17 protein-coding genes are annotated in these 18,706 nt (G+C 65.1%); 11 read left to right on the top strand and 6 right to left on the bottom strand.

Features of this window, described 5'->3' with window-relative positions; translation table 11 throughout:
* Window positions 1-577 precede the first annotated feature (577 nt).
* Window positions 578-1,360 carry a DUF4344 domain-containing metallopeptidase gene (locus tag BIWAKO_RS00080; protein WP_176733229.1) on the top strand — a complete coding sequence of 261 codons (783 nt, stop codon included), beginning with the start codon at window positions 578-580 and terminating at the stop codon, window positions 1,358-1,360.
* Between the two features lie 207 nt (window positions 1,361-1,567).
* Here BIWAKO_RS00080 and BIWAKO_RS37055 read toward each other — a convergent pair whose 3' ends face one another.
* Window positions 1,568-1,693, bottom strand: coding sequence for a hypothetical protein (locus BIWAKO_RS37055; protein ID WP_274533569.1), 126 nt, complete (start codon window positions 1,691-1,693; stop codon window positions 1,568-1,570).
* A gap of 320 nt (window positions 1,694-2,013) precedes the next feature.
* On the opposite strand from BIWAKO_RS37055, the gene BIWAKO_RS00075 reads away from it, so the two are divergent.
* The gene (locus tag BIWAKO_RS00075; protein WP_069876727.1) at window positions 2,014-2,688 is read left to right on the top strand and encodes a LuxR C-terminal-related transcriptional regulator; all 675 of its coding nucleotides are present in this window, start codon (window positions 2,014-2,016) and stop codon (window positions 2,686-2,688) included.
* A gap of 38 nt (window positions 2,689-2,726) precedes the next feature.
* Here BIWAKO_RS00075 and BIWAKO_RS00070 read toward each other — a convergent pair whose 3' ends face one another.
* The 3 genes from BIWAKO_RS00070 to BIWAKO_RS00060 all read right to left on the bottom strand — a co-directional run bounded on the left by BIWAKO_RS00070 (window position 2,727) and on the right by BIWAKO_RS00060 (window position 5,732).
* The gene (locus BIWAKO_RS00070) at window positions 2,727-4,031 is read right to left on the bottom strand and encodes a multidrug effflux MFS transporter (protein WP_069876725.1); all 1,305 of its coding nucleotides are present in this window, start codon (window positions 4,029-4,031) and stop codon (window positions 2,727-2,729) included.
* A 32-nt stretch (window positions 4,032-4,063) separates the two neighbouring features.
* On the bottom strand, window positions 4,064-5,053 hold the full coding sequence (locus BIWAKO_RS00065) for an aldo/keto reductase (protein ID WP_069876723.1): 990 nt from the start codon (window positions 5,051-5,053) through the stop codon (window positions 4,064-4,066).
* 196 nt (window positions 5,054-5,249) lie between these two features.
* Window positions 5,250-5,732: a CYTH domain-containing protein gene (locus tag BIWAKO_RS00060; protein WP_069876721.1), complete on the bottom strand. Its 483-nt coding sequence runs from the start codon at window positions 5,730-5,732 to the stop codon at window positions 5,250-5,252.
* 463 nt (window positions 5,733-6,195) lie between these two features.
* On the opposite strand from BIWAKO_RS00060, the gene BIWAKO_RS00055 reads away from it, so the two are divergent.
* The 8 genes from BIWAKO_RS00055 to BIWAKO_RS00020 all read left to right on the top strand — a co-directional run bounded on the left by BIWAKO_RS00055 (window position 6,196) and on the right by BIWAKO_RS00020 (window position 14,431).
* Window positions 6,196-7,179: a PhnD/SsuA/transferrin family substrate-binding protein gene (locus BIWAKO_RS00055; protein ID WP_141739917.1), complete on the top strand. Its 984-nt coding sequence runs from the start codon at window positions 6,196-6,198 to the stop codon at window positions 7,177-7,179.
* An 8-nt stretch (window positions 7,180-7,187) separates the two neighbouring features.
* Entirely contained in the window at window positions 7,188-8,072 is an 885-nt protein-coding gene (locus BIWAKO_RS00050; protein ID WP_069876717.1) for an ABC transporter permease, read from the top strand.
* Complete coding sequence (locus BIWAKO_RS00045; protein WP_069876716.1) at window positions 8,069-8,812, top strand: ABC transporter ATP-binding protein; 744 nt, start codon at window positions 8,069-8,071, stop codon at window positions 8,810-8,812. Before BIWAKO_RS00050 ends, BIWAKO_RS00045 begins: the two co-directional genes overlap by 4 nt.
* A gap of 23 nt (window positions 8,813-8,835) precedes the next feature.
* A complete protein-coding gene (locus BIWAKO_RS00040; protein WP_069876714.1) occupies window positions 8,836-10,185 on the top strand; it encodes an LLM class flavin-dependent oxidoreductase in 1,350 nt (449 codons plus the stop codon).
* Window positions 10,186-10,411: 226 nt separating this feature from the next.
* On the top strand, window positions 10,412-11,686 hold the full coding sequence (locus BIWAKO_RS00035; RefSeq protein WP_069876712.1) for a M20/M25/M40 family metallo-hydrolase: 1,275 nt from the start codon (window positions 10,412-10,414) through the stop codon (window positions 11,684-11,686).
* 212 nt (window positions 11,687-11,898) lie between these two features.
* Complete coding sequence (locus BIWAKO_RS00030; RefSeq protein ID WP_069882026.1) at window positions 11,899-12,783, top strand: amino acid ABC transporter permease; 885 nt, start codon at window positions 11,899-11,901, stop codon at window positions 12,781-12,783.
* Window positions 12,780-13,559, top strand: a complete 780-nt coding sequence (locus BIWAKO_RS00025; RefSeq protein ID WP_069876710.1) for an amino acid ABC transporter ATP-binding protein — start codon at window positions 12,780-12,782, stop codon at window positions 13,557-13,559. Before BIWAKO_RS00030 ends, BIWAKO_RS00025 begins: the two co-directional genes overlap by 4 nt.
* Window positions 13,560-13,600: 41 nt before the next feature.
* Entirely contained in the window at window positions 13,601-14,431 is an 831-nt protein-coding gene (locus tag BIWAKO_RS00020; protein ID WP_069876707.1) for an ABC transporter substrate-binding protein, read from the top strand.
* Between the two features lie 28 nt (window positions 14,432-14,459).
* Here BIWAKO_RS00020 and BIWAKO_RS00015 read toward each other — a convergent pair whose 3' ends face one another.
* Both BIWAKO_RS00015 and BIWAKO_RS00010 read right to left on the bottom strand, forming a co-directional pair.
* Window positions 14,460-15,425 (bottom strand): LysR family transcriptional regulator, encoded by a 966-nt coding sequence (locus BIWAKO_RS00015; RefSeq protein ID WP_069876706.1) that lies wholly within the window; start codon window positions 15,423-15,425, stop codon window positions 14,460-14,462.
* 152 nt (window positions 15,426-15,577) lie between these two features.
* Complete coding sequence (locus tag BIWAKO_RS00010) at window positions 15,578-16,294, bottom strand: carbonic anhydrase (protein ID WP_069882025.1); 717 nt, start codon at window positions 16,292-16,294, stop codon at window positions 15,578-15,580.
* A gap of 514 nt (window positions 16,295-16,808) precedes the next feature.
* Between BIWAKO_RS00010 and BIWAKO_RS00005 the strand changes: the two genes are divergently transcribed.
* A complete protein-coding gene (locus BIWAKO_RS00005) occupies window positions 16,809-18,596 on the top strand; it encodes a peptide ABC transporter substrate-binding protein (protein ID WP_069876703.1) in 1,788 nt (595 codons plus the stop codon).
* Window positions 18,597-18,706: the final 110 nt, after the last annotated feature.

The following is an 18,706-nucleotide window of genomic DNA, read 5'->3' as shown; positions in this document are numbered from 1 at the left end:
GTTGCCGATCTGGAGGGCGAGGACGCGACGACCCGGTCCGATGCCTCGAGCGCAGCGATCACGCTGGGTTGAATGTAGCTCCGCAAGTCCTGTCGCCAGGTTTCGGTCATCTTGTCCCAATGGAACTGATGATGGTTTCGTACAGATTCATGCAATGCCCGGGCGGCCGCCTCGACGGCTGCCGCGACGCGTCTCTGGTCCATCTCATACCCCCTGCAACCCACCCCATGAGTATGGGCAGATCATCGCGGAGGCGGGAAGGCCGGTTCGATGGGGCGAAAGACACATTACGGTTATTCCGGCTCACGTATCCTCCCGTGCCAAGGCGCAGCGATGCCGGGCAAGGCCGAGGAGCCGTCCCGATCGAGACCCGGCCGTCTCATCCGAAGTCACAGGCGACCTGACGACAGCTCAGACGCTCTCCCCCAGGCACGTCTTCTGGGATAGGCTGGCATCTACCTGATCGGTCGCATCAGCAAGGGGAGCCGCCATGAGGCCAGCCTCCAGACGGTCATTCGGCCTGTGCGCTTTCGGCCTGGCTTTGAGCGTGACCGGAGCGGTGTCCGCGCAGCCGGCCGTGCCCGCGCCTGTCGTCACCACCATCTACGAGGCGCCGAAGAACCCGGCGCATCAGCCAGTCCTCGATCGCCTGCGCGAAAGGCAGGCACTCGAGAAGGCGTCCGAATTTTACCGGCTTTTCCGGCTTCCGAGGCCATTGACGCTGAAGGCGAAGGGCTGCGACGGCGAGATCGATGCCTGGTTCGAGAATGACGAGATCACGATCTGCTACGAGTATGTCGCGTATGTCCTCGACATCGCGCGCAATCCCAAGCGGCCCGATTGGGTGAGTGAGAACGATGCTCTTGTCGGGCCAGTCATCGACCTGTTCCTTCACGAAGGGGGGCACGCGATCTTCGACTATCTGAAGGTTCCGGTGCTGGGGAATGAGGAGGACGCCGCCGATTTCGTCGCGTCCTACGTGGAACTCAACCTTTACAAGGCTGATGCCTATGGCCTGATCGCCGGCATCGTCTATTGCTACCTCAACGAGGCGGGCGTCCACAGCTTCAAGAGGCTCAGGCGGATGCGGGGCGGCCCGGTCGACGGGCAGACATTCGCCGATGTTCACAGCACTCCGCTGCAGCGCGTGTACAACGTGCTTTGCCTCGCCTACGGATACGACCCCGTCCGCTACAAGGCGCTGATCGACAAGGGCGTGCTGCCGGCCGAACGCGCCAGCGGCTGCAAGGTCGAGTATGAACAGGTCGACTACGCATTCAAGACGCTGCTCGTCCCGCATCTCGACCAGGCGGCGCTCGCCCGGCTGTTTCCGCAGGTGAATTCCGCCGCTCCGAAATAAAGCATCTGTCTGGAGAAAGTGGAGCCCGGCCTTACACTCGGAGCCCTATCAGCGGGCGCCCCAGGAGTGCGGCCTCGCACCAGTCGCCGCCCATCGCCCGCTACCAGTAACGAGAGTCGGGCTGGCAAGGAGGGCAGGGCTGGCAAGTCTTGTGAGAAGAGAACGGCCAGTTGATCCGGCCGTTCCCTGACATATTGGCTTGGCGTGTCAGCCCTTGGTGACGATCGGAGTTGCCGCGGGAGCCGGCGGAGGAGCTTTGCCCTTGCCGTAATAGGCGCATCCACCGACGCCAGACAGCGCCACTGAAACAGCCAGGATCAGGAGTGTTTTCATCGCGCAGCCCTCGTTGAGTAGGTCCCCACCCCTCCATCATAGTACAAATTGGAGGCCAAATCTCGATGAATTCTCGCCTCCAAGTTTATCCTGGCGCAAACTGAGGTGTGATTGCTGCCCTGATCATCGCAGCGCCGGGGCAGCAGGGCGGAAGATCGCGGAGCCATGATCGAACTCCTGCCAGCCCGGCTTCCTGCTCCGCTTCCGGATCACGATAATTCGATAATGTTTCGGTTTTTTTAGCATTTACAAGGAGCGTTGACTAAGCAACCATTCCCTCGGCCTGGGGAGGTGAAGCACAGTACAGAGGTTCTGGGATCATGCCGGACCGCGCGGTTGCTATTGTCGACGACCACCCCTTGTTGATGGAGGGGATCGGTGCACTGCTGAAACGATGGGGCGGTTTCGCGCTCGCCGCGACCGGGAACGTCGCGGAGGATATCGTCTCGATTGTCAGGACGCACCGCCCTGGTGAGATGATCGTCGATCTCAATATGGCGGGCGATGTCTTCCAGGCGATTGCGGATGCGTTGAAGATCGCTCCCGAGACGAAGATCATCGTGTTCACCGCCTCGACAAGCCCCGAGGATGCGATCCGGGCCCTGGACGCCGGGGCCAAGGGCTATGTCCTGAAAGGCAGCCCAGGCGAGGATCTGTTCCAGGCCCTTCAGGCGGCGCAGCACGGCGATGTCTATGTCACGCCCGCCTTCGCGACCAAGGTGATCGGTGCCTTGAAAGACAAGGCCCTCGAACGGCAGAAGGCGATCAGCAACAGGCTCAGCGTCCGCGAGGAGCAGATCGTCAAATTGCTGCTGCTCGGAAAACGCAACAGCGAGATTGCCCGCGAGCTATCGCTCAGCGACAAGACCATCAAGGGCTATATGACCAACCTGATGGCCAAGCTGAATGCGCGCAACCGCCTCGAGGTGGTGCTTGCTGCGCAACGGCTGAATTTGCCGATGACCACCGCGACGGTCACAAGGCTCAACGCGTAAGGGAAGCCTGATCCTCGCTTGTCCGAGATGATGGCGCTCTACGCCGTCGCGTCGTGCCGGCGTGCTGAACTGACGTCAGAGGCACCGCTTGCGGCCGTGCGCTCAGGGCCGCGCCGGTTTCCGATCAACAGGGTGCAGGCGAAGCTGCCCAGGCCCATGAGCCCGACCACCCAGCCGAGCGGCCATGCCGTGCCGTCGGCAAAGCTGCCGACCAGCGCGGAGCCGAGGATGCCGCTGCCGTAATGCAGCGCCCCTGCCAGGGCAGACACGGTGCCGGCGCGTTGGGGGTGGCCGGCCATGGCACCTGCGATCGAATTGGCGACGATGAAGCCGGTCGCGGAAATGAACAGGAAGAGCGGTAGCACCAGCCCCCAGAGCCCGCCGAGATCGCCCTTCGCCGCAATCGCGAGAAGCAGGCCGGCGCCTGCCGCCAGCCCTGTGCCGAAGCGCAGCAGCCGGTCGCTGCCGAAGCGCGGCACCAGGCGGGCATTGAGCAGGTTGGTCGCCATGATGCCGAGGATGCCGACGCCGAACAGCGCGCCATAGAGCGTGGGCGGGACATGGTGATAGCCGATATAGGCGAAGGGCGTGCCGGCGATGTAGGCGTAGATGCCGCCATAGAAGAAGCCGCCGGCCCCGGCATAGCCGAGCAGCCGGCGCTGGCGCAGCAGCGCGCCGTAGCCCAGGAAGGCGCGCGCCAGCGGTTCATGGCTGCGCTGCTCCGGCGGCAGGGTCTCCGGCAGCATGAGGACCGCGGCCAGGGCGGCAAGGCCCAGGGCGACGAGCACGAGGAAGATCGCGCGCCAGCCGGCAAGGCTGAGGATCTGGCCGCCGAGGAGCGGGCCGAGCAATGGCGCAATCGCCATCACGGTCATCAGCGTCGAGAGCATCTGCGCCGTGCGTGCACCGTCATAGAGGTCGCGGACCATGGCACGGCCCAGCACCACCCCGGCGCAGGCGCCGACGGCCTGGACGATGCGCCAGCCGATCATCGCTTCGGCGCTGCCGGAAAGCGCGCAACCGGCCGAGCCGATGACGAAGAGCACGAGGCCGATCGCCACCGGCCGGCGTCGGCCGAAGCGGTCGCTGATCGGGCCCCAGAACAGCTGGCCGAGGCTGAAGCCGATCAGGAAGCCCGAGACCGTGAACTCGATCAGCCCGGTATCGGCGTGAAGCGCGCGCGCCATCTCCGGCATGGCAGGCAGATAAAGGTCGGTCGAGATCGACGCGAACCCCATCAATGCGCTGAGCACGCCGAGCACCCGCCAGGGCTGGCCGGCCGCATCGGGGCGCAATCGGTCGGCGGCGCAGGCAAGCGCCTTGGCTTCGATGTCGTTGCTCATGGAGCCGTTCCGTACGGGTACCGTGCCGGCGCTCAGAGGCCGGTGGTGGCGAGCAACTGCTCGGGATAGCGCTCACCCTCGATCGCGATCGCCGCCGCAGCCTGCTTGATCTCGGCGAGATCGGCGGCGGTGAGCTCGACCGCGACGGCGCCAAGGTTCTCCTCGAGGCGATGAAGCTTGGTCGTGCCGGGGATCGGTACGATCCAGGGTTTCTGGGCGAGCAGCCAGGCGAGCGCGATCTGTGCCGGCGTCGCGCCCTTGTCGGTGGCGATGCGCTGGAGGAGATCGACCAGGGCCTGGTTCTTCGCCATCGCCTCGGGGGTGAAGCGCGGCAGGATGCTGCGGAAATCGCCCTCGCCGAGCTTGGTGTCCTTGCTCATCGCGCCGGTGAGAAAACCCTTGCCGAGGGGGCTGTAGGGCACGAGGCCGATGCCGAGTTCCTCGCAGGTTTCCAGAATGCCATTGCTCTCGACGCCGCGCGTCCACAGCGAGTACTCGTTCTGCAGGGCGGTGATCGGCTGCACGGCATGGGCGCGGCGCGCCGTCTTCGCGCCGGGTTCTGAGAGCCCGAAATGCCTGACCTTGCCGGCCGCGATCAGGTCCTTGACGGCGCCGGCGACATCCTCGATCGGCACGCCGGGGTCGACGCGATGCTGGTAGAATAGGTCGATGACATCGACGCCGAGCCGCTTGAGGGAGGCATCCGCGACCGCCTTGATCTGCGCGGGGCGGCTGTTCAGGCCGGACTGCTTGCCCTCGACGAAGTTGAAGCCGAACTTGGTGGCGATCACCACCTGGTCGCGGACCGGTCGCAGCGCTTCGCCGACCATCTCCTCATTGGTGTAGGGGCCATAGACCTCGGCCGTATCGAAGAAGGTGACGCCGCGCTCCACCGCCTGGCGGATCAGGGCGACGCCCTCCTGCCTGCTGAGCGTGTTGGCATAGCCGAAATCCAGCCCCATGCAGCCATAGCCGAGGGCCGAGACTGCAAGGCCATTCTGTCCAAGAAGACGTGTCTTCATTGCCTGTTCTCCAGCGTGCAAAGGGCGTTCTCTCGCCGTGATGCCGAAGATAGGGGAAGCGTCGTCGATCAATTAGGCGGCATAAACCGCATGAAGTCATATCCTGGATTCATCAATGAGCGGAGCCACGCCTGAGTGGGCCTTCGACTGGCCGCCCCCGACCAGAGCTTGATCGAAAGGCCGTGGCGGGCCGAACTCAGGGTATTCGGGAACCGGGAGGGGGAACGTCCCCCTCGGCCAGCGCCGCATTTCTGTAGCGGGGATCGTGCGTGACTTCGGCCTCCACCCAGGACGGAAGGTCGACATGCTGAGCGGCCTCGGTCAGTTCGACCTCGGCGAGGACAAGCCCCGTATGGCGGCCTGAGAACACATCCACGTCCCAGGTCAGCCCACCATGCTCGACCCTGTATCGCATCTTTTCGAGGGGTGGACCGATGCAGAGTGTCCGCAGCATCTCCTCGGCTTCGGCGACGGGGATTTCGTATTCGAATTCCGGGCGGGCCAGACCATGCGTCTCCCCCTTGATGGTCAGGAACGCCTCCTCGGCGGCACAGCGGATGCGGACGCTGGTCGCGCCCTTCGGCGTAAGATAGCCCTGGCGCAGGGGCTGCCCCGGGCCAGCTTTCTCCCTCCAGTCGTCGCCGATGACGAGGAATTTGCGTTCAATCTCTGTGCCCATGTCCGGTTCGCTGTTGGGTCTCGTCTCACCAGCGATAACCTGATCGGCGCTCTCGGCATAACCCGCAAGGCGACCTCGCGGCTTCGCACGGCACCCCGGATCGGCATCCCCGATTGGGTTTCGGCCGGCAGGCGTCGATCGCCGTTTCCGGTGCCCCGCAATACTGGCAGTGCCTCTGCAGCGGCAGCGAACGTTTTGCTCTGTCATCGCCTTCCCGGAGACAGAATTTTTCGCCGAGCAGCAGCGTTCTCGCATGTGCAGCTCCAGGAGAATGCCGTTCGCGGTTTTGTTGTATTTTAGAAAGAACATTCTGTTTGACTAAAAGAACGTTTCTTCGCCAGTATTTCGACGGCCGGTCACGACATTCATCCGTGATCCGCAGCGAACCGAGCGAGGAACAACCATGTCGAGCCATGCGCTTTCCGTAGGGGCACGAGGGGCGAGGCGCCGCACGATCCTGGCCATGTCCCTACTGCTCTGCGTCGCCATGCCCGGTCTGGCGGCGGCTCAGGGGCAGCCCGCATCACCCCCGAAAGCTCCGGCCGGCACGAAGCTGGTCGTCGCCGACCAGAATGAGGCGCTGCAGAGCCTGATGCGGGCGTCGGGGGCCCATGACAGGCTGTCGAGCCAGGTGACCTATGCCAATTTCCTCGGCGGCCCCGCCATTCTCGAGGCCTTCCGGGCGGGGGCTCTCGATCTCGCGACCGTCGGCAACACGCCGCCGATCCAGGCTCATGCGGCTGGTGAGCAGATTCCGATCATTGCCGCGCGAACCTCCTCGGAGACCGACTATTCCCTGGCCGTACGCCCTGGGCTGAAGATCGCCTCGCTGGAGGACCTGCGCGGCAAGAGCATCGCCTATGGCGAGGGCACAGGCCGGCAGCCCTTCGTCCTGAACGCACTGAAGCTCGCAGGGCTGACCAGGAAGGATGTGCGGCTCGTGCCCTTGCGGGCCGCCGATTTCCCGGATGCGGTGCGGACGGGGCAGGTCGATGTGGCGGCGCTCAACGAGCCGCATTTCTCGCGCTATCTCGCCGATTTTGCCGATCGCGGCGCGAGCGCCCTGCCGAAGGAGCAGAACGATCGCCTGCCGAAGAGCCTGACCTATCTCTATGCGAGCAAGCGGGCCCTGGACGATCCGGCCAAGCTCGCAGCCATTCGCGAGTTCGTGGCGGCCTGGATCGATGCCAACCGCTGGTCGCATGCGAATGCCGAGAGCTGGGTCGAGGCCTATTACGTCAAACGCCAGAACCTCAAGCCGGCGGATGGGCGCAGGATCGTCGAAGCCGAGGGCCGCTTCGAATTTCCCCTGCTCGCCAGCCTGATCCCGAAGCAGCAGGCCTTGATCGACGTCATCCATGAGGCTGGCGACTTGCCGAAGCGCCTCGATGCGCGCGAGGAATTCGATCTGCGCTTCGACGACATCATCGCCGCCAAATCCAATTGAGGCTGTCCATGTCTGATCAAAGCCACGCGCTCATTGCGACGGCCTATTCGGCGCCCTTCGCCGCCATAGCGGGCGTACCGGCGCAGGCTCATCCGGTCCCGCTGGTGCAGCACAAGCTGCCGAAGCTGGCGCCGGGCCGCCTGCCGACGGGCGCCATCCTGTTCGGGCCGGTCGCGCTGGTCGTTCTCTGGGAACTCGCCTCGCTGACGGGATGGCTCTCGCCGAAATTCCTGGCGGCACCGTCGACCGCTCTGACCACCGGCTTCGAGCTGCTGCAATCGGGCACGCTTTCCGAGCATTTCCTGGCATCGGCCGGGCGTGCCTATCTCGGGCTCGGCATCGGCGTCGCGGTCGGCCTGCTGCTGGCGCTCGCTTCCGGCCTCAGCCGGATCGGCGAGGCCTCGATTGACGGGCTCGTCCAGATCAAGCGTGCGATCCCGACGCTCGCGCTGATCCCGCTCGCGATCCTCTGGCTCGGGATCGGCGAGGCCATGAAGGTCGCCCTGATCGCCTCCAGCGTCTTCGTACCGATCTACATCAACACCCATGCGGCGCTGCGGGGCATTGATATCCGCCATGTCGAGCTCGCCCGCAGCGTCGGGCTGACGCGCAGCGCCTTCCTGCGCGAGGTCGCGCTGCCCGGCGCCTTGCCCGGCTTCTTCACCGGCCTGCGTCTTGCCGTGACCACCTGCTGGACGGCGCTCGTCGTGCTCGAACAGATCAATACCAGCCAGGGCATCGGCTACCTGATGAACCGCGCCCGCGACTATGGCCAGACCGACATCATCGTGGTCGGCCTCGCGATCTATGCGGTGCTCGGCCTCGGCTCCGATTTCGCGGTCCGCTCCTGGGAGCGCAAGACGCTGTCCTATCGCAAGGCGCTGGCGTCATGAACGCCTCAGCTCATCCGCTCCACCTGCCGCAGCCGGACGCCCTCGCGGTCAGCCTGCGCGACGTCACCCGCCGCTTCTCTGGCCGCATCGTGCTCGGGCCCGTCTCGCTGGGCTTCACCGCGGGCGAGTTCGTTGCGCTCATCGGCAAGAGCGGCTCGGGCAAGAGCACGCTGCTGCGCGCCATCGCCGGGCTCGACGATGGTGTCGAGGGCGAGGGCACGCTCACGGTGCCGGCCGACCGCTCCGTCCTCTTCCAGGACTCGCGGCTGCTGCCTTGGAAGAGCGTTCTGCAGAATGTCGTCTTCGGTCTGCGTGCGGCCGACAGTGACGCTCGCGGGCGGCAGGCGCTGGCCGATGTCGGCCTCTCCGGGCGGGAGGAGGCGTGGCCGAACGCGCTCTCCGGCGGCGAGCAGCAACGGGTGGCGCTCGCCCGCTCCCTGGTGCGCCAGCCGCGCCTGCTTCTGGCGGACGAGCCCTTCGGCGCACTCGACGCCCTGACGCGGATCCGGATGCACGATTTGCTCTTCCGCCTGATCCGGCAGCATCGCCCGACGGTCCTGCTCGTCACCCATGACGTCGACGAAGCGATCAAGCTCGCCGATCGCGTACTCGTCATCGACGAGGGACGCATCACCCTCGACCAGCCGGTTTCCCTGGCCCACCCGCGCGCCAGGCACCCGGGCTTTGCTGCGCTGCGTGGCGAACTCCTCGCCGCGCTCGGCGTCACCGACCCCATCTGACCGCCACCCGAGAGAGCGAACCCATGACTCGTGAACTTCACCTCAATCTCTTCATCAACGGTCGCGGCCATCACGAGGCGGCCTGGCGTCACGACGGCTCGACGCAGCGGGCGCTGACCGACGTCTCCTATTACCGCGACCTGGCGCTGGCGGCCGAGGCGGCAAAACTCGATTCCGTCTTCTTCGCCGATCATGTCGCGCTGGGCGACGAGCTGGAGCACGCGGCGCGCGGCGAACTCGAACCGCTGACCCTGCTCGGCGCACTCTCGGCGCTGACCGAGCGCATCGGGCTGATCGCGACGGCTTCGACGACCTATAGCGAGCCCTATAATCTCGCCCGCCAGCTCGCCTCGCTCGACCATCTCAGCGGCGGCCGCATCGGCTGGAACATCGTGACCTCCTGGGCGCCGGCGGCTGCGGGGAACTTTGGCCAGGAGCGGCAGGCCGGGATCGACCAGCGCTATGAGCGGGCGCATGAGTTCGTCGAGGTCGCCTCGAAGCTCTGGGACAGTTGGGCACAGGACGCGATCATCGACGACCGCGAGACCGGGCATTTCGCCAGGCCCGACCGGATCCGCCGCGCCGATCACCGTGGCACGCATTTCGGCGTCGCCGGAGCGCTGAACATCCCACGCTCGCCGCAGGGGCGGCCCGTCTTCGTCCAGGCGGGCGCCTCCACCGATGGCCGTGCGTTCGCGGCCCGCTATGCCGAGGCGATCTTCACCGCGCATCTCACCAAGGAGAGCGCCATCGCCTTCTATTCCGACATCAAGACGCAAGCCCGCGTGCTCGGCCGCCGGGGCGACCAGATCGTCATCCTGCCCGGGATCAGCGCCGCGATCGGCTCGACCGAGGCGGAGGCGAGGCGGGTCTGGGAGGAGCTGAACGAGCTGTCCCACCCGACCGTCGGCCTGTCGCGCCTGTCGAACCGCTTCGGCGGTCATGATTTCTCGCATCTGAAGCTCGACCAGGTCCTGTCGGTCGAAGATTTTCCCGATCCCTCGCAGGTACAGGCCTCGCGCAGCCGGGCGCAGGCGATCACCGCCCTGGTCGGGCGCGAGCGGCCGACGCTGCGCGGGTTGCTGCACAGCCTTGCCGGAGCGCGTGGGCATTTCACCGCGACCGGCACGCCCGAGCAGATCGCCGACGTGATCGAGGACTGGTTCGTCTCGGGCGCGGCCGACGGCTTCAACGTCATGCCGCCGATCCTGCCGAGCCAGTTTTCGCTCTTCACCAGCGAGGTCGTGCCATTGCTGCAGAAGCGCGGCCTGTTCAGGACGGAGTATGGCGAGGGCTCCTTGCGCCAGCGCCTGGGGCTGGATCCGGTGCCGAGCCAATTCGACCAGCAGGAGCCGCTGCAAAAGACGGCCTGATCGGCATCGAAACGTCAGCAGAACAAGCGCCGAGCGGGCGCGCCAAGGAGAGCCGCCCGTCTAAGCGGGCCTGGAAGAACCGACTCCAGGCCTCTCGTCCCAAAAGCAAGAAGGCTAATCCTATCCATTAATCTGACTAATAGTCATATCGCTTCGTGCTGTGATTGGCATTCATCCCTCGGACGAAATCGCAAGGCCACGGGCTTGCATCACCGCCGAGAAACGCATGTCATCCAGCACCGAAAGCCTGAAGGCCGCACTCTGCCAGGTCATTGATGACCGGCGGGACGAATTCCTCGCTCTTCTCCAGGATTTCCTGCGCATCCGGAGCGTCAATCCGCCCGGCGACATGCGGGAAGCGGCCGATTTCGTGCGGGGCATCCTCGGCCGCTTCGGGCTTCCTCATCGCACGGTCTCCTGCCGCGACGACATGCCCAACATCCTGGCGCGATGGGACGCCGCTCGGCCCGGACGCCATCTCGTCCTCAACGGCCACATGGATGTCTTTCCGGTGACGGACGATGCCTTGTGGGCGGCTGAGATCGTGGGGGACCGCATCGTCGCCCGCGGCGCGTCCGACATGAAGACCGGAACGCTCGCCTCCATCCTGACCTATTGCCTGCTTCACCCCTATCGGGATCGCCTGAACGGCGCCCTGACGCTGACCGTCGTATCGGACGAGCAATCGGGCGGCCGCTACGGCACGAAGTACCTGTTCGACGAGCATGCAGACGCGATCACCGGCGATTGCTGCCTGAACGGTGAACCCAGCGGGCTCTCCAATGTCCGCTTCATGGAGAAGGGCACGCTGCGCTTCTCGCTGTCGGCGAGGGGGCCGGGCGGCCATGGCGGGTATCCGCACCGGGCCAACAATCCGATCGAGCAGGTCACCAACGCCGTTCACGCGATCTACCAGCGCTACCACCGGCTGCTCGCGACCCTGCCACCCGAAATCGACGCGATCCTGACCTCTCCCGAAACTGTCGCGGCGGCCGATGCCAATCTCGGGAAAGGGGCGGCGGATAATGCCCGTCGCATTACCGTCAACGCCGGCATCATCGAGGGCGGCCAGAAGGCGACGCAGATTCCGACGCAATGTTCCGTGCATCTGGACATGCGCTTCCCCATCGGCCCGGATCGGGACCGGATCCGCGGCGAGCTCGAGACGCTCGCCAGCGAGTTCGGCTGCACGCTGCTCGTGAATGAAGACCACAGCTATCCCGCAAGCAGCACCGACCCGTTCGGCGAGATGGCCACGATCCTGCGCGGCAACATCAGAGACCTGCTCGGCCATGACGCGCCGCCGGTCTGCAGCCTGGGCGGCACCGACACGCGCTATTGGCGCTGGCGTGGCATTCCCGCGCTGATCTGCGGGCCGTCGCCGATCAGCATGGGCACCGATGAGGAGCACGTCACGCTGGATGAGGCCATCGCCGTCCTCAAGCTGCATGTGATGTGCGCGATCGATTATCTCGGTCGCCCCGCGAGCCCGACCGCCTAGGGCATCGCTCCGAAAAATAGAAACCGGTTTTCGGAAAAATCCGATGCCCAGGCACAGCGCCTGATCGCCGCTCCTGCGTCCGAACGGGCGCATGGCGATCCAGGCCGGACTGCGCACCCTGGCGATCCAGGGCCGCCAATACTCAATGGGGATCAGTGAATGAGACGCATCGCTTGCGCGTTGCCGGCCGGCTGCTGCGATCGGAGCCCGCCATGACATCGACCGTTACGACAACGGCCGCTTCAGGGCCCGGCGGCTTGCCTGCCGATGAATACCGCATCGCCCATTATACCATCATGCCGCAGCGGCATTACGGGCGCTTCCTCGCCGCCGCGGCGATCCTCGCCATTCTCGCCGCGATCGCGCGGGCCTTCGCGCTCGGCGACATCGAATGGCGCTATGTCGGGCAGTTCCTGACCGCTCCCGCGATCATGCACGGCCTGGCCAACACCATCCTGCTCGCCATCTGCGCGATGGTCCTGGGGATCGTGCTCGGCGTCGTGTTCGCCGTCATGCGGCTGTCGCGGAACCCGGTCCTGCGCGTCGTCGCCATCGGCTATGTCTGGCTCTTCCGGGCGGCTCCCGCGCTGCTTCAGCTGCTGATCTGGTTCAACCTGGCCCTGATCTTCCCGCGCATCGCCTTTCCCGGATTGTTCGATGTCCGGACGGTGGATGTCATGACGCCTTTCGTGGCCGGCCTGCTGGGGCTTGGCATCCAGCAGGGCGCCTACACCTCCGAAGTCGTTCGCGCGGGTCTCCAGTCGGTCGACCAGGGACAATACGAGGCCGCCCAGGCCATCGGCATGACGCGCCTGCGAATGCTGCGCAGAATCGTGATGCCGCAGGCCATGCGTGTCATCGTTCCTCCGGTCGGCAATGAATTCATCGGGATGATCAAGCTCACATCGCTGGCGAGCGTGATCCAGTATTCCGAAATGCTGCACGCGGCGCAGACGATCTACTACGCCAATTCGCGTGTCCTTGAGCTCTTGTTCGTGGCGAGCATCTGGTATCTCGCCATCGTCAGCCTGCTGAGCTTCGGCCAGAGCTTCGTCGAGCGGTATTTCGGCCGCGGCGACCGGGGAGGCCGGCGATGACCCGTCACCACGCCACGCCGCTGGTGCGGGCCATCGATATCCGCAAGACCTTTGGCGACTTCGAAGCGCTGAGGAACATCACGCTCGATATCGAGCGCGGGGAGGTCGTCTGCGTCATCGGCCCATCGGGCTCGGGAAAGAGCACGTTCCTGCGTTGCATCAACCAGCTCGAGCAGATCGACGGCGGAGCGATCTGGGTCAATTCCGAACTCGTCGGATACAGGCGGGAGGGGCAGAAACTCTATCACCTCAAGGACCGCGAGATCGCCCGCCAGCGCCGTTCAATCGGCATGGTGTTCCAGCGCTTCAATCTCTTCCCGCATTTCACGGCGCTGGAGAACATCGTCGAAGGGCCGGTGCAGGTGCTGGGCGAGGAACCTGGCCAGGCGCGCGAGCGGGCCCGGGCGCTGCTGGTCCAGGTCGGCCTGGCCGACAAGGAGAACGCTTATCCCAGCCAGCTTTCGGGTGGCCAGCAGCAACGGGTGGCGATCGCGCGCGGCCTGGCCATGCGGCCCGACCTGATGCTGTTCGACGAACCGACCTCCGCGCTCGATCCGGAACTCGTCGGCGACGTGCTGCAGGTCATGCGGGAACTCGCCAGGAGCGGCATGACGATGATCGTCGTCACCCACGAGCTCGCCTTCGCCCGCGAAGTCGCAGACCGCGTCGTCTTCATGGACAGGGGCGAGATCGTCGAAGTGGACCGGCCGGACGCCCTGCTGTCCACGCCGAAGCACAGGCGCACCCAGGAATTCATCTCGGCCGTACGCGCGTAGGCGCCCGGCCGTCGCTTTCAAAACAGAAGAGGAGTGGGAACATGAAGATCCAAGCATGGGCCGTCGCGGCGTTCCTGGCCGGCCTGTCCTGCGCTCAGGCGCAGGCCGTACCGGACAAGTTCAGATCGGCCGGGAAAATCGTGATCGGCACGGTGGCGAACTATCCGCCCGTCACCTTCAAGGACCCCGCCACCAACACGCTCAGCGGCTACGACATCGATGTCGGGAACGCGATCGGCGAACGGCTCGGCGTCAAGGTGGAGTGGCAGGAAACCAGTTTCGAGCAAATGATCAGCGCGGTCACGACCGAGCGGATCGACCTCGTCCTGGCCGGAATGAACGATCTACCCGAGCGGCGCGAACTCATCGACTTCGTCGATTACATGCAATCGGGCGTCCAGTATTTCGTCCAGCAGAAGCGGGCCGACGAATTCAAATCCGCCGCCGACCTCTGCGGGAAGACGGTCGGAGCGAGCCGGCGCACCAATTTCCCGAAGGAGATCGAGAGCTGGAGCCAGGACAATTGCGTCAAGGCCGGTAAGCCGGCGATCAAGGTCCTCGGCACGGAAGGGTCGGCCGACGCGCGGGCTCAACTCCGCCAGGGTCGCATCGACGCGGGCGCGCAGGGGAACGAAACCCTGCCTTACCTGATGTCGCTCGAGCCCAATACATACAAGCTCCTGGGAGAGCCCTATGCGATGACCTATCAGGGTATCGGCGTGTCAAAGAAGAATTCCGGGCTGCGAGACGCCGTGGCTGCCGCATTGCAGGCGATGATCGCAGACGGGAGCTACCAGAAGATCGTCGACAAATATGGCGTCCAGCCGAGTGCGGTCAAACGCGTCGCGATCAACGGCAAGACGTTGGACTGATCCGGCAGGCAGGCTGGCCAGCAGGAGGTCAGCCTCCCTCCTGCTCGAACAGGTGGAACTGATCCCCCATCCACGGCGCCATGTCGTGGAGAAGGGGCATCGCCTGGGTCCGCAGGAGTTTGCAGAGGAGCTGGGCAACCTCCTGCGGGATCGTTCCCAACTCGGACTTCCGGGCATAGAGATCGACGCGTCGCCGCAATTTCATCGCGGGCAGGGCGACCAGCCGCGTTCCGCGCAGCCGCTCCCGTGTCTGCAGGGCGATCAGCGGCGTCGTGATCGTCCAGCCCAACCCGGCAGACACCATCGTTGCGATCGTGTCTGCCGTGTCGCTTTCGAACTCGCGGGGAAAGTCGAGCCGCCGCTGGCGGATCGCCTGCTCGATCTGCCGGCCGGCGCTGGTGCGCTGGGTGTGACGGATGAAGCTGAGCCCTTGGAGATCCGCCAGGCTCTCGACCGGCTTGTCCCACGCTTCCGGCAGCAGCAGCGCAAAGGGCTCGATCAGCAGGGGGATGGTGAGCGCGACATCGGTCTCCCTCAACAGGTCGACGCCGATCAGGATATCGATCTCACGGCTTCGGAACTGCTGTTCGCTGAGCCCGCGCAGGTTTGCAAAAAGCGAGCATCGCTTGAAGGAATGGCCGAGTTCCCGCACGAATTGCGGGCCGACGACCGTGGTCAGCGAAGCGACCATGGAAATCCTGAGGGTCGGCGTCGCGTTGCGGCTCATGCGACGCAGATTGATGTCGAGTTCGGTGGCCTCGGTGAGCAGCGCTTCCGCACGCTCCAACAGCATTCGGCCTGCCGTGGTGACCTGAACCGGACGGATGCTGCGGTCGATCAGCGAAACCTCGAACTCCTTCTCCAATGACGCCAGGACCTGGGACACGGCGGACTGGGTGAGGCCGAGCATGCGTCCGGCTTCCGTGAGGCTTCCGGCGGATACGGCGGCCCGGAAAATCTCCAGCTGACGTAGGTCAAAGCCAAGCTTGCGCAATCCCCGTTCCTTCTCCGATCGACGTGCGGGAGCGCCCCCCGTGCTGCGTCTTCCCGCGTGCCTAATGGAGCGGGCGTGAAAGCGGAAGTCGGGAGCAGGAGCAGCGCTGGCCGGAGGCGTCGGGCGAGCTGCCGCACGCCTCCAGCCATGCCTCAGAGCAGCGTGATCTTGCCGCTCGCCAGTTCGTAATGCGCCCCGACCACCTTGATCTTCTTAGCTGCGACGAACTCCGTGAGGATCGGCTTGGCAGTCTCGAGGCGGCGTTTGCCGCGGCGGATATTTTCCGCGATCGCCGCGGCGAGGAGGTCGTCCGGCTTGCCGGCCTTGGCGGCCGCGACCGCCGGCCTGAGCTCGCGCACCATTTCCTGGAGATGGCCCGGCAGGGTCGCCTTGTCCCGCACGACCTTTATCGCGGCGTCGATGGCACCGCAGCCCGAATGGCCAAGGACCATGACGAGCGGCGTGTTGAGATATTTCACGGCATATTCGACGCTGGCCAAGCCATCGTCATTGACGAAGTTGCCGGCGAGGCGGACCACGAAGAGGTCGCCGGGCCCCTGGTCGAAGGCGAGTTCCGGCGAGACCCGCGAATCCGCGCAGCTCAGGATTGCGGCGATCGGATACTGGGCGCTGGCGCGGGCAACCCGGCCAGCCGAATAATCCTGGTTGGTTGGCGTATTGGCCGCATAGCGCGCATTGCCGTCGATCAGCCGCTTCAGCGCCTCGTCCGGCGAGATCGCATTCTGCGGGGCTGCGGTCTGGGCGAAGGCCTGCCGGGGCAGGGCGGCGGCGCCGGCAAGGGCCGCCATGCCTGCAAACAGTCCACGGCGGGACAGGCCGGACGCGGGCGAGCAGCAGAGATCACACATGACGGAAGTCTCCTCCAGAACGGCTCGCATGGCGCGCAACCTCCGCCGCTGAGCGCGGCGCTTCACGATCCTTGCCGCAGGCTCGCAGACGCAGCCCGCACCCTATTACTGCTACAGGATGGGGATGCTGCGAAGTGCGGATTTTGCAGGGCTTCCTCATGGGCAGCTTGCCTGAACCCGGTCCATTGCGGCATTCCATCAGTCCTGTGTCCGGGCTGGCTGGCGGTTCAAAGTCTGGACGGTCCTCGGAGGGGCAGGTCGCTCCACTTCCGGCCGATCGGCGAACATCCCGTGCCCGGCGCGATCGCGCTGCGCGGCTCCCGCATATCTGGCTTGTGCCGGAAGCGGACCTTAAGCGCCACCTTCGCCGATTGCCTTAAGGCGGGCTTAATTCTGTAGCTCTTACCACGAGCATCGGGTCCAAAGCATCGTCACGCTTTGGATTCAATAAAAGAAGGCTGGATCCGGCCAGTATAGTGGCTGGTATCTTGTCAGTTGAATCCGAGGGTAAGTCATGAATAGTCAAGATATCCAGGGGATGGTGAACAATCTGAAGGAAGGGCGCCTGTCGCGGCGGTCCTTTATTCAGAGAATGGCGGCTGTGGGTATCACGGCGCCGATCGCGAGCCAGATCCTTGCCTGGAACGGCGTCGCGATGGCGAACGCTACAATCGAATACAAGCCGACCAAGGCTGGCGGCGGTGGGCCGTTGAAGATCCTGCTCTGGCAGGCGCCGACCCTGCTGAACCCGCATTTCGCGTCCGGCACCAAGGATCAGGTCGCCTCGCGCGTCTTCTACGAGCCGCTCGCCGGCTGGGACAAGGAGGGCAATCTCTTCCCGCAGCTCGCCGCCGAAGCTCCCACCAAGGCCAATGGCGGCCTCTCCGAGGACGGCAAGAGCGTCACCTGGAAGCTGAAGCAGGGCGTGACCTGGCATGACGGCAAGCCGTTCACGGCCGACGACGTCGTCTTCACCTGGGAATACGCCGCCGATCCGGCGACCGCCGCCTACACCACCGGCGCCTACAAGGACATCAAGGTCGAGAAGATCGACTCCCACACCGTCAAGGTGATCTTCAAGGAAGCGACGCCGTTCTGGGCCGATGCTTTCGTCGGCGTCGCCGGCATGATCATCCCGAAGCATCATTTCGGCGAGTACAAGGGCGCCAAGTCGCGCGAGGCTCCGGCGAACCTGAAGCCCGTCGGCACCGGCCCCTACAAGTTCGTCGACTTCAAGCCGGGCGACGTCCTCACCGGCACGCGCAACGAGAATTACCACGTCCAGAACAAGCCGCATTTCGACACGCTCGAGGTCAAGGGCGGCGGTGACGCGATCTCGGCGGCGCGCGCCGTGCTGCAGACCGGCGAATACGACTACGCCTGGGATACACTGGTCGAGGACGAAGTCCTTAAGCGCATGGAGACTGGCGGCCGCGGCAAGATCAGCGCAGCGCAGGCCGGCGACGTGGAGTTCATCACCCTGAACACCACCGACCCATGGACCGAGGTCGACGGCGAGCGTTCCAGCGTCAAGACCAAGCACCCGACGCTGAGCGACCCGGCCGTGCGCCAGGCGATCAACCTGCTGATCGACCGCGACTCGATCCAGAAGTTCATCTATGGCCGCGGCGGCATCGCGACGGCGAGCTTCGTCAACCAGCCGAAGCAGTTCAAGTCGGAGAAGCTGAAATACGAGTTCAGCGTCGAGAAGGCCAACAAGATCCTCGACGAGGCCGGCTGGAAGAAGGGCGCCGACGGCATCCGCGAGAAGGATGGCAAGAAGCTCAAGTTCGTCTTCCAGACCTCGATCAACGCGCCGCGTCAGAAGGTCCAGGCGATCATCAAGCAGGCCTGCCAGCGCGCCGGCATCGATCTCGAGCTGAAGTCGGTGACCGCGTCCGTGTTCTTCTCCTCGGACGTCGCCAACCCCGACACCTACACCAAGCTCTATGTCGACATGGAGATGTACACGACGACGCAGCCGCAGCCGGATCCGGAGCGCTTCCTGAACCAGTTCGTGTCCTGGGAAATCGCCAACAAGGAGAACAAGTGGCTCGGCCGCAACGTCTCGCGTTACTCCGACCCGGCGGCTGACGAGGCCTACAAGGCTGCCCAGAAGGAACTCGACCCGGCCAAGCGCGCTGCGCTGCTGATCAAGGTCAACGAGATCTTCTGCGAAGCCAACGTGATCCTGCCGGTCCTGTCGCGGACCAAGGTCGTCGCTGCGGCGCTGACCCTCGCGCATGATCACAGCGGTTGGGACGTCGACACCTGGAACCTCGCGTCCTGGTATCGCAACTAAGCACGAAGCAGCCCCTCACCGGGACATCCCGGTGAGGGGCCGCAACCGATATCCGCGACGCCGGCATCCGCACGGCGTCACGACCTCGCCGTGGCAGGGCCCGGCGGGAT

The sequence above is a fragment of the Bosea sp. BIWAKO-01 genome (genome assembly GCF_001748145.1).
In the GTDB taxonomy this organism is placed as follows: domain Bacteria; phylum Pseudomonadota; class Alphaproteobacteria; order Rhizobiales; family Beijerinckiaceae; genus Allobosea.
Note: the sequence above shows the minus strand (reverse complement) of the source record. Positions and strands in the feature narration are given on the sequence as shown.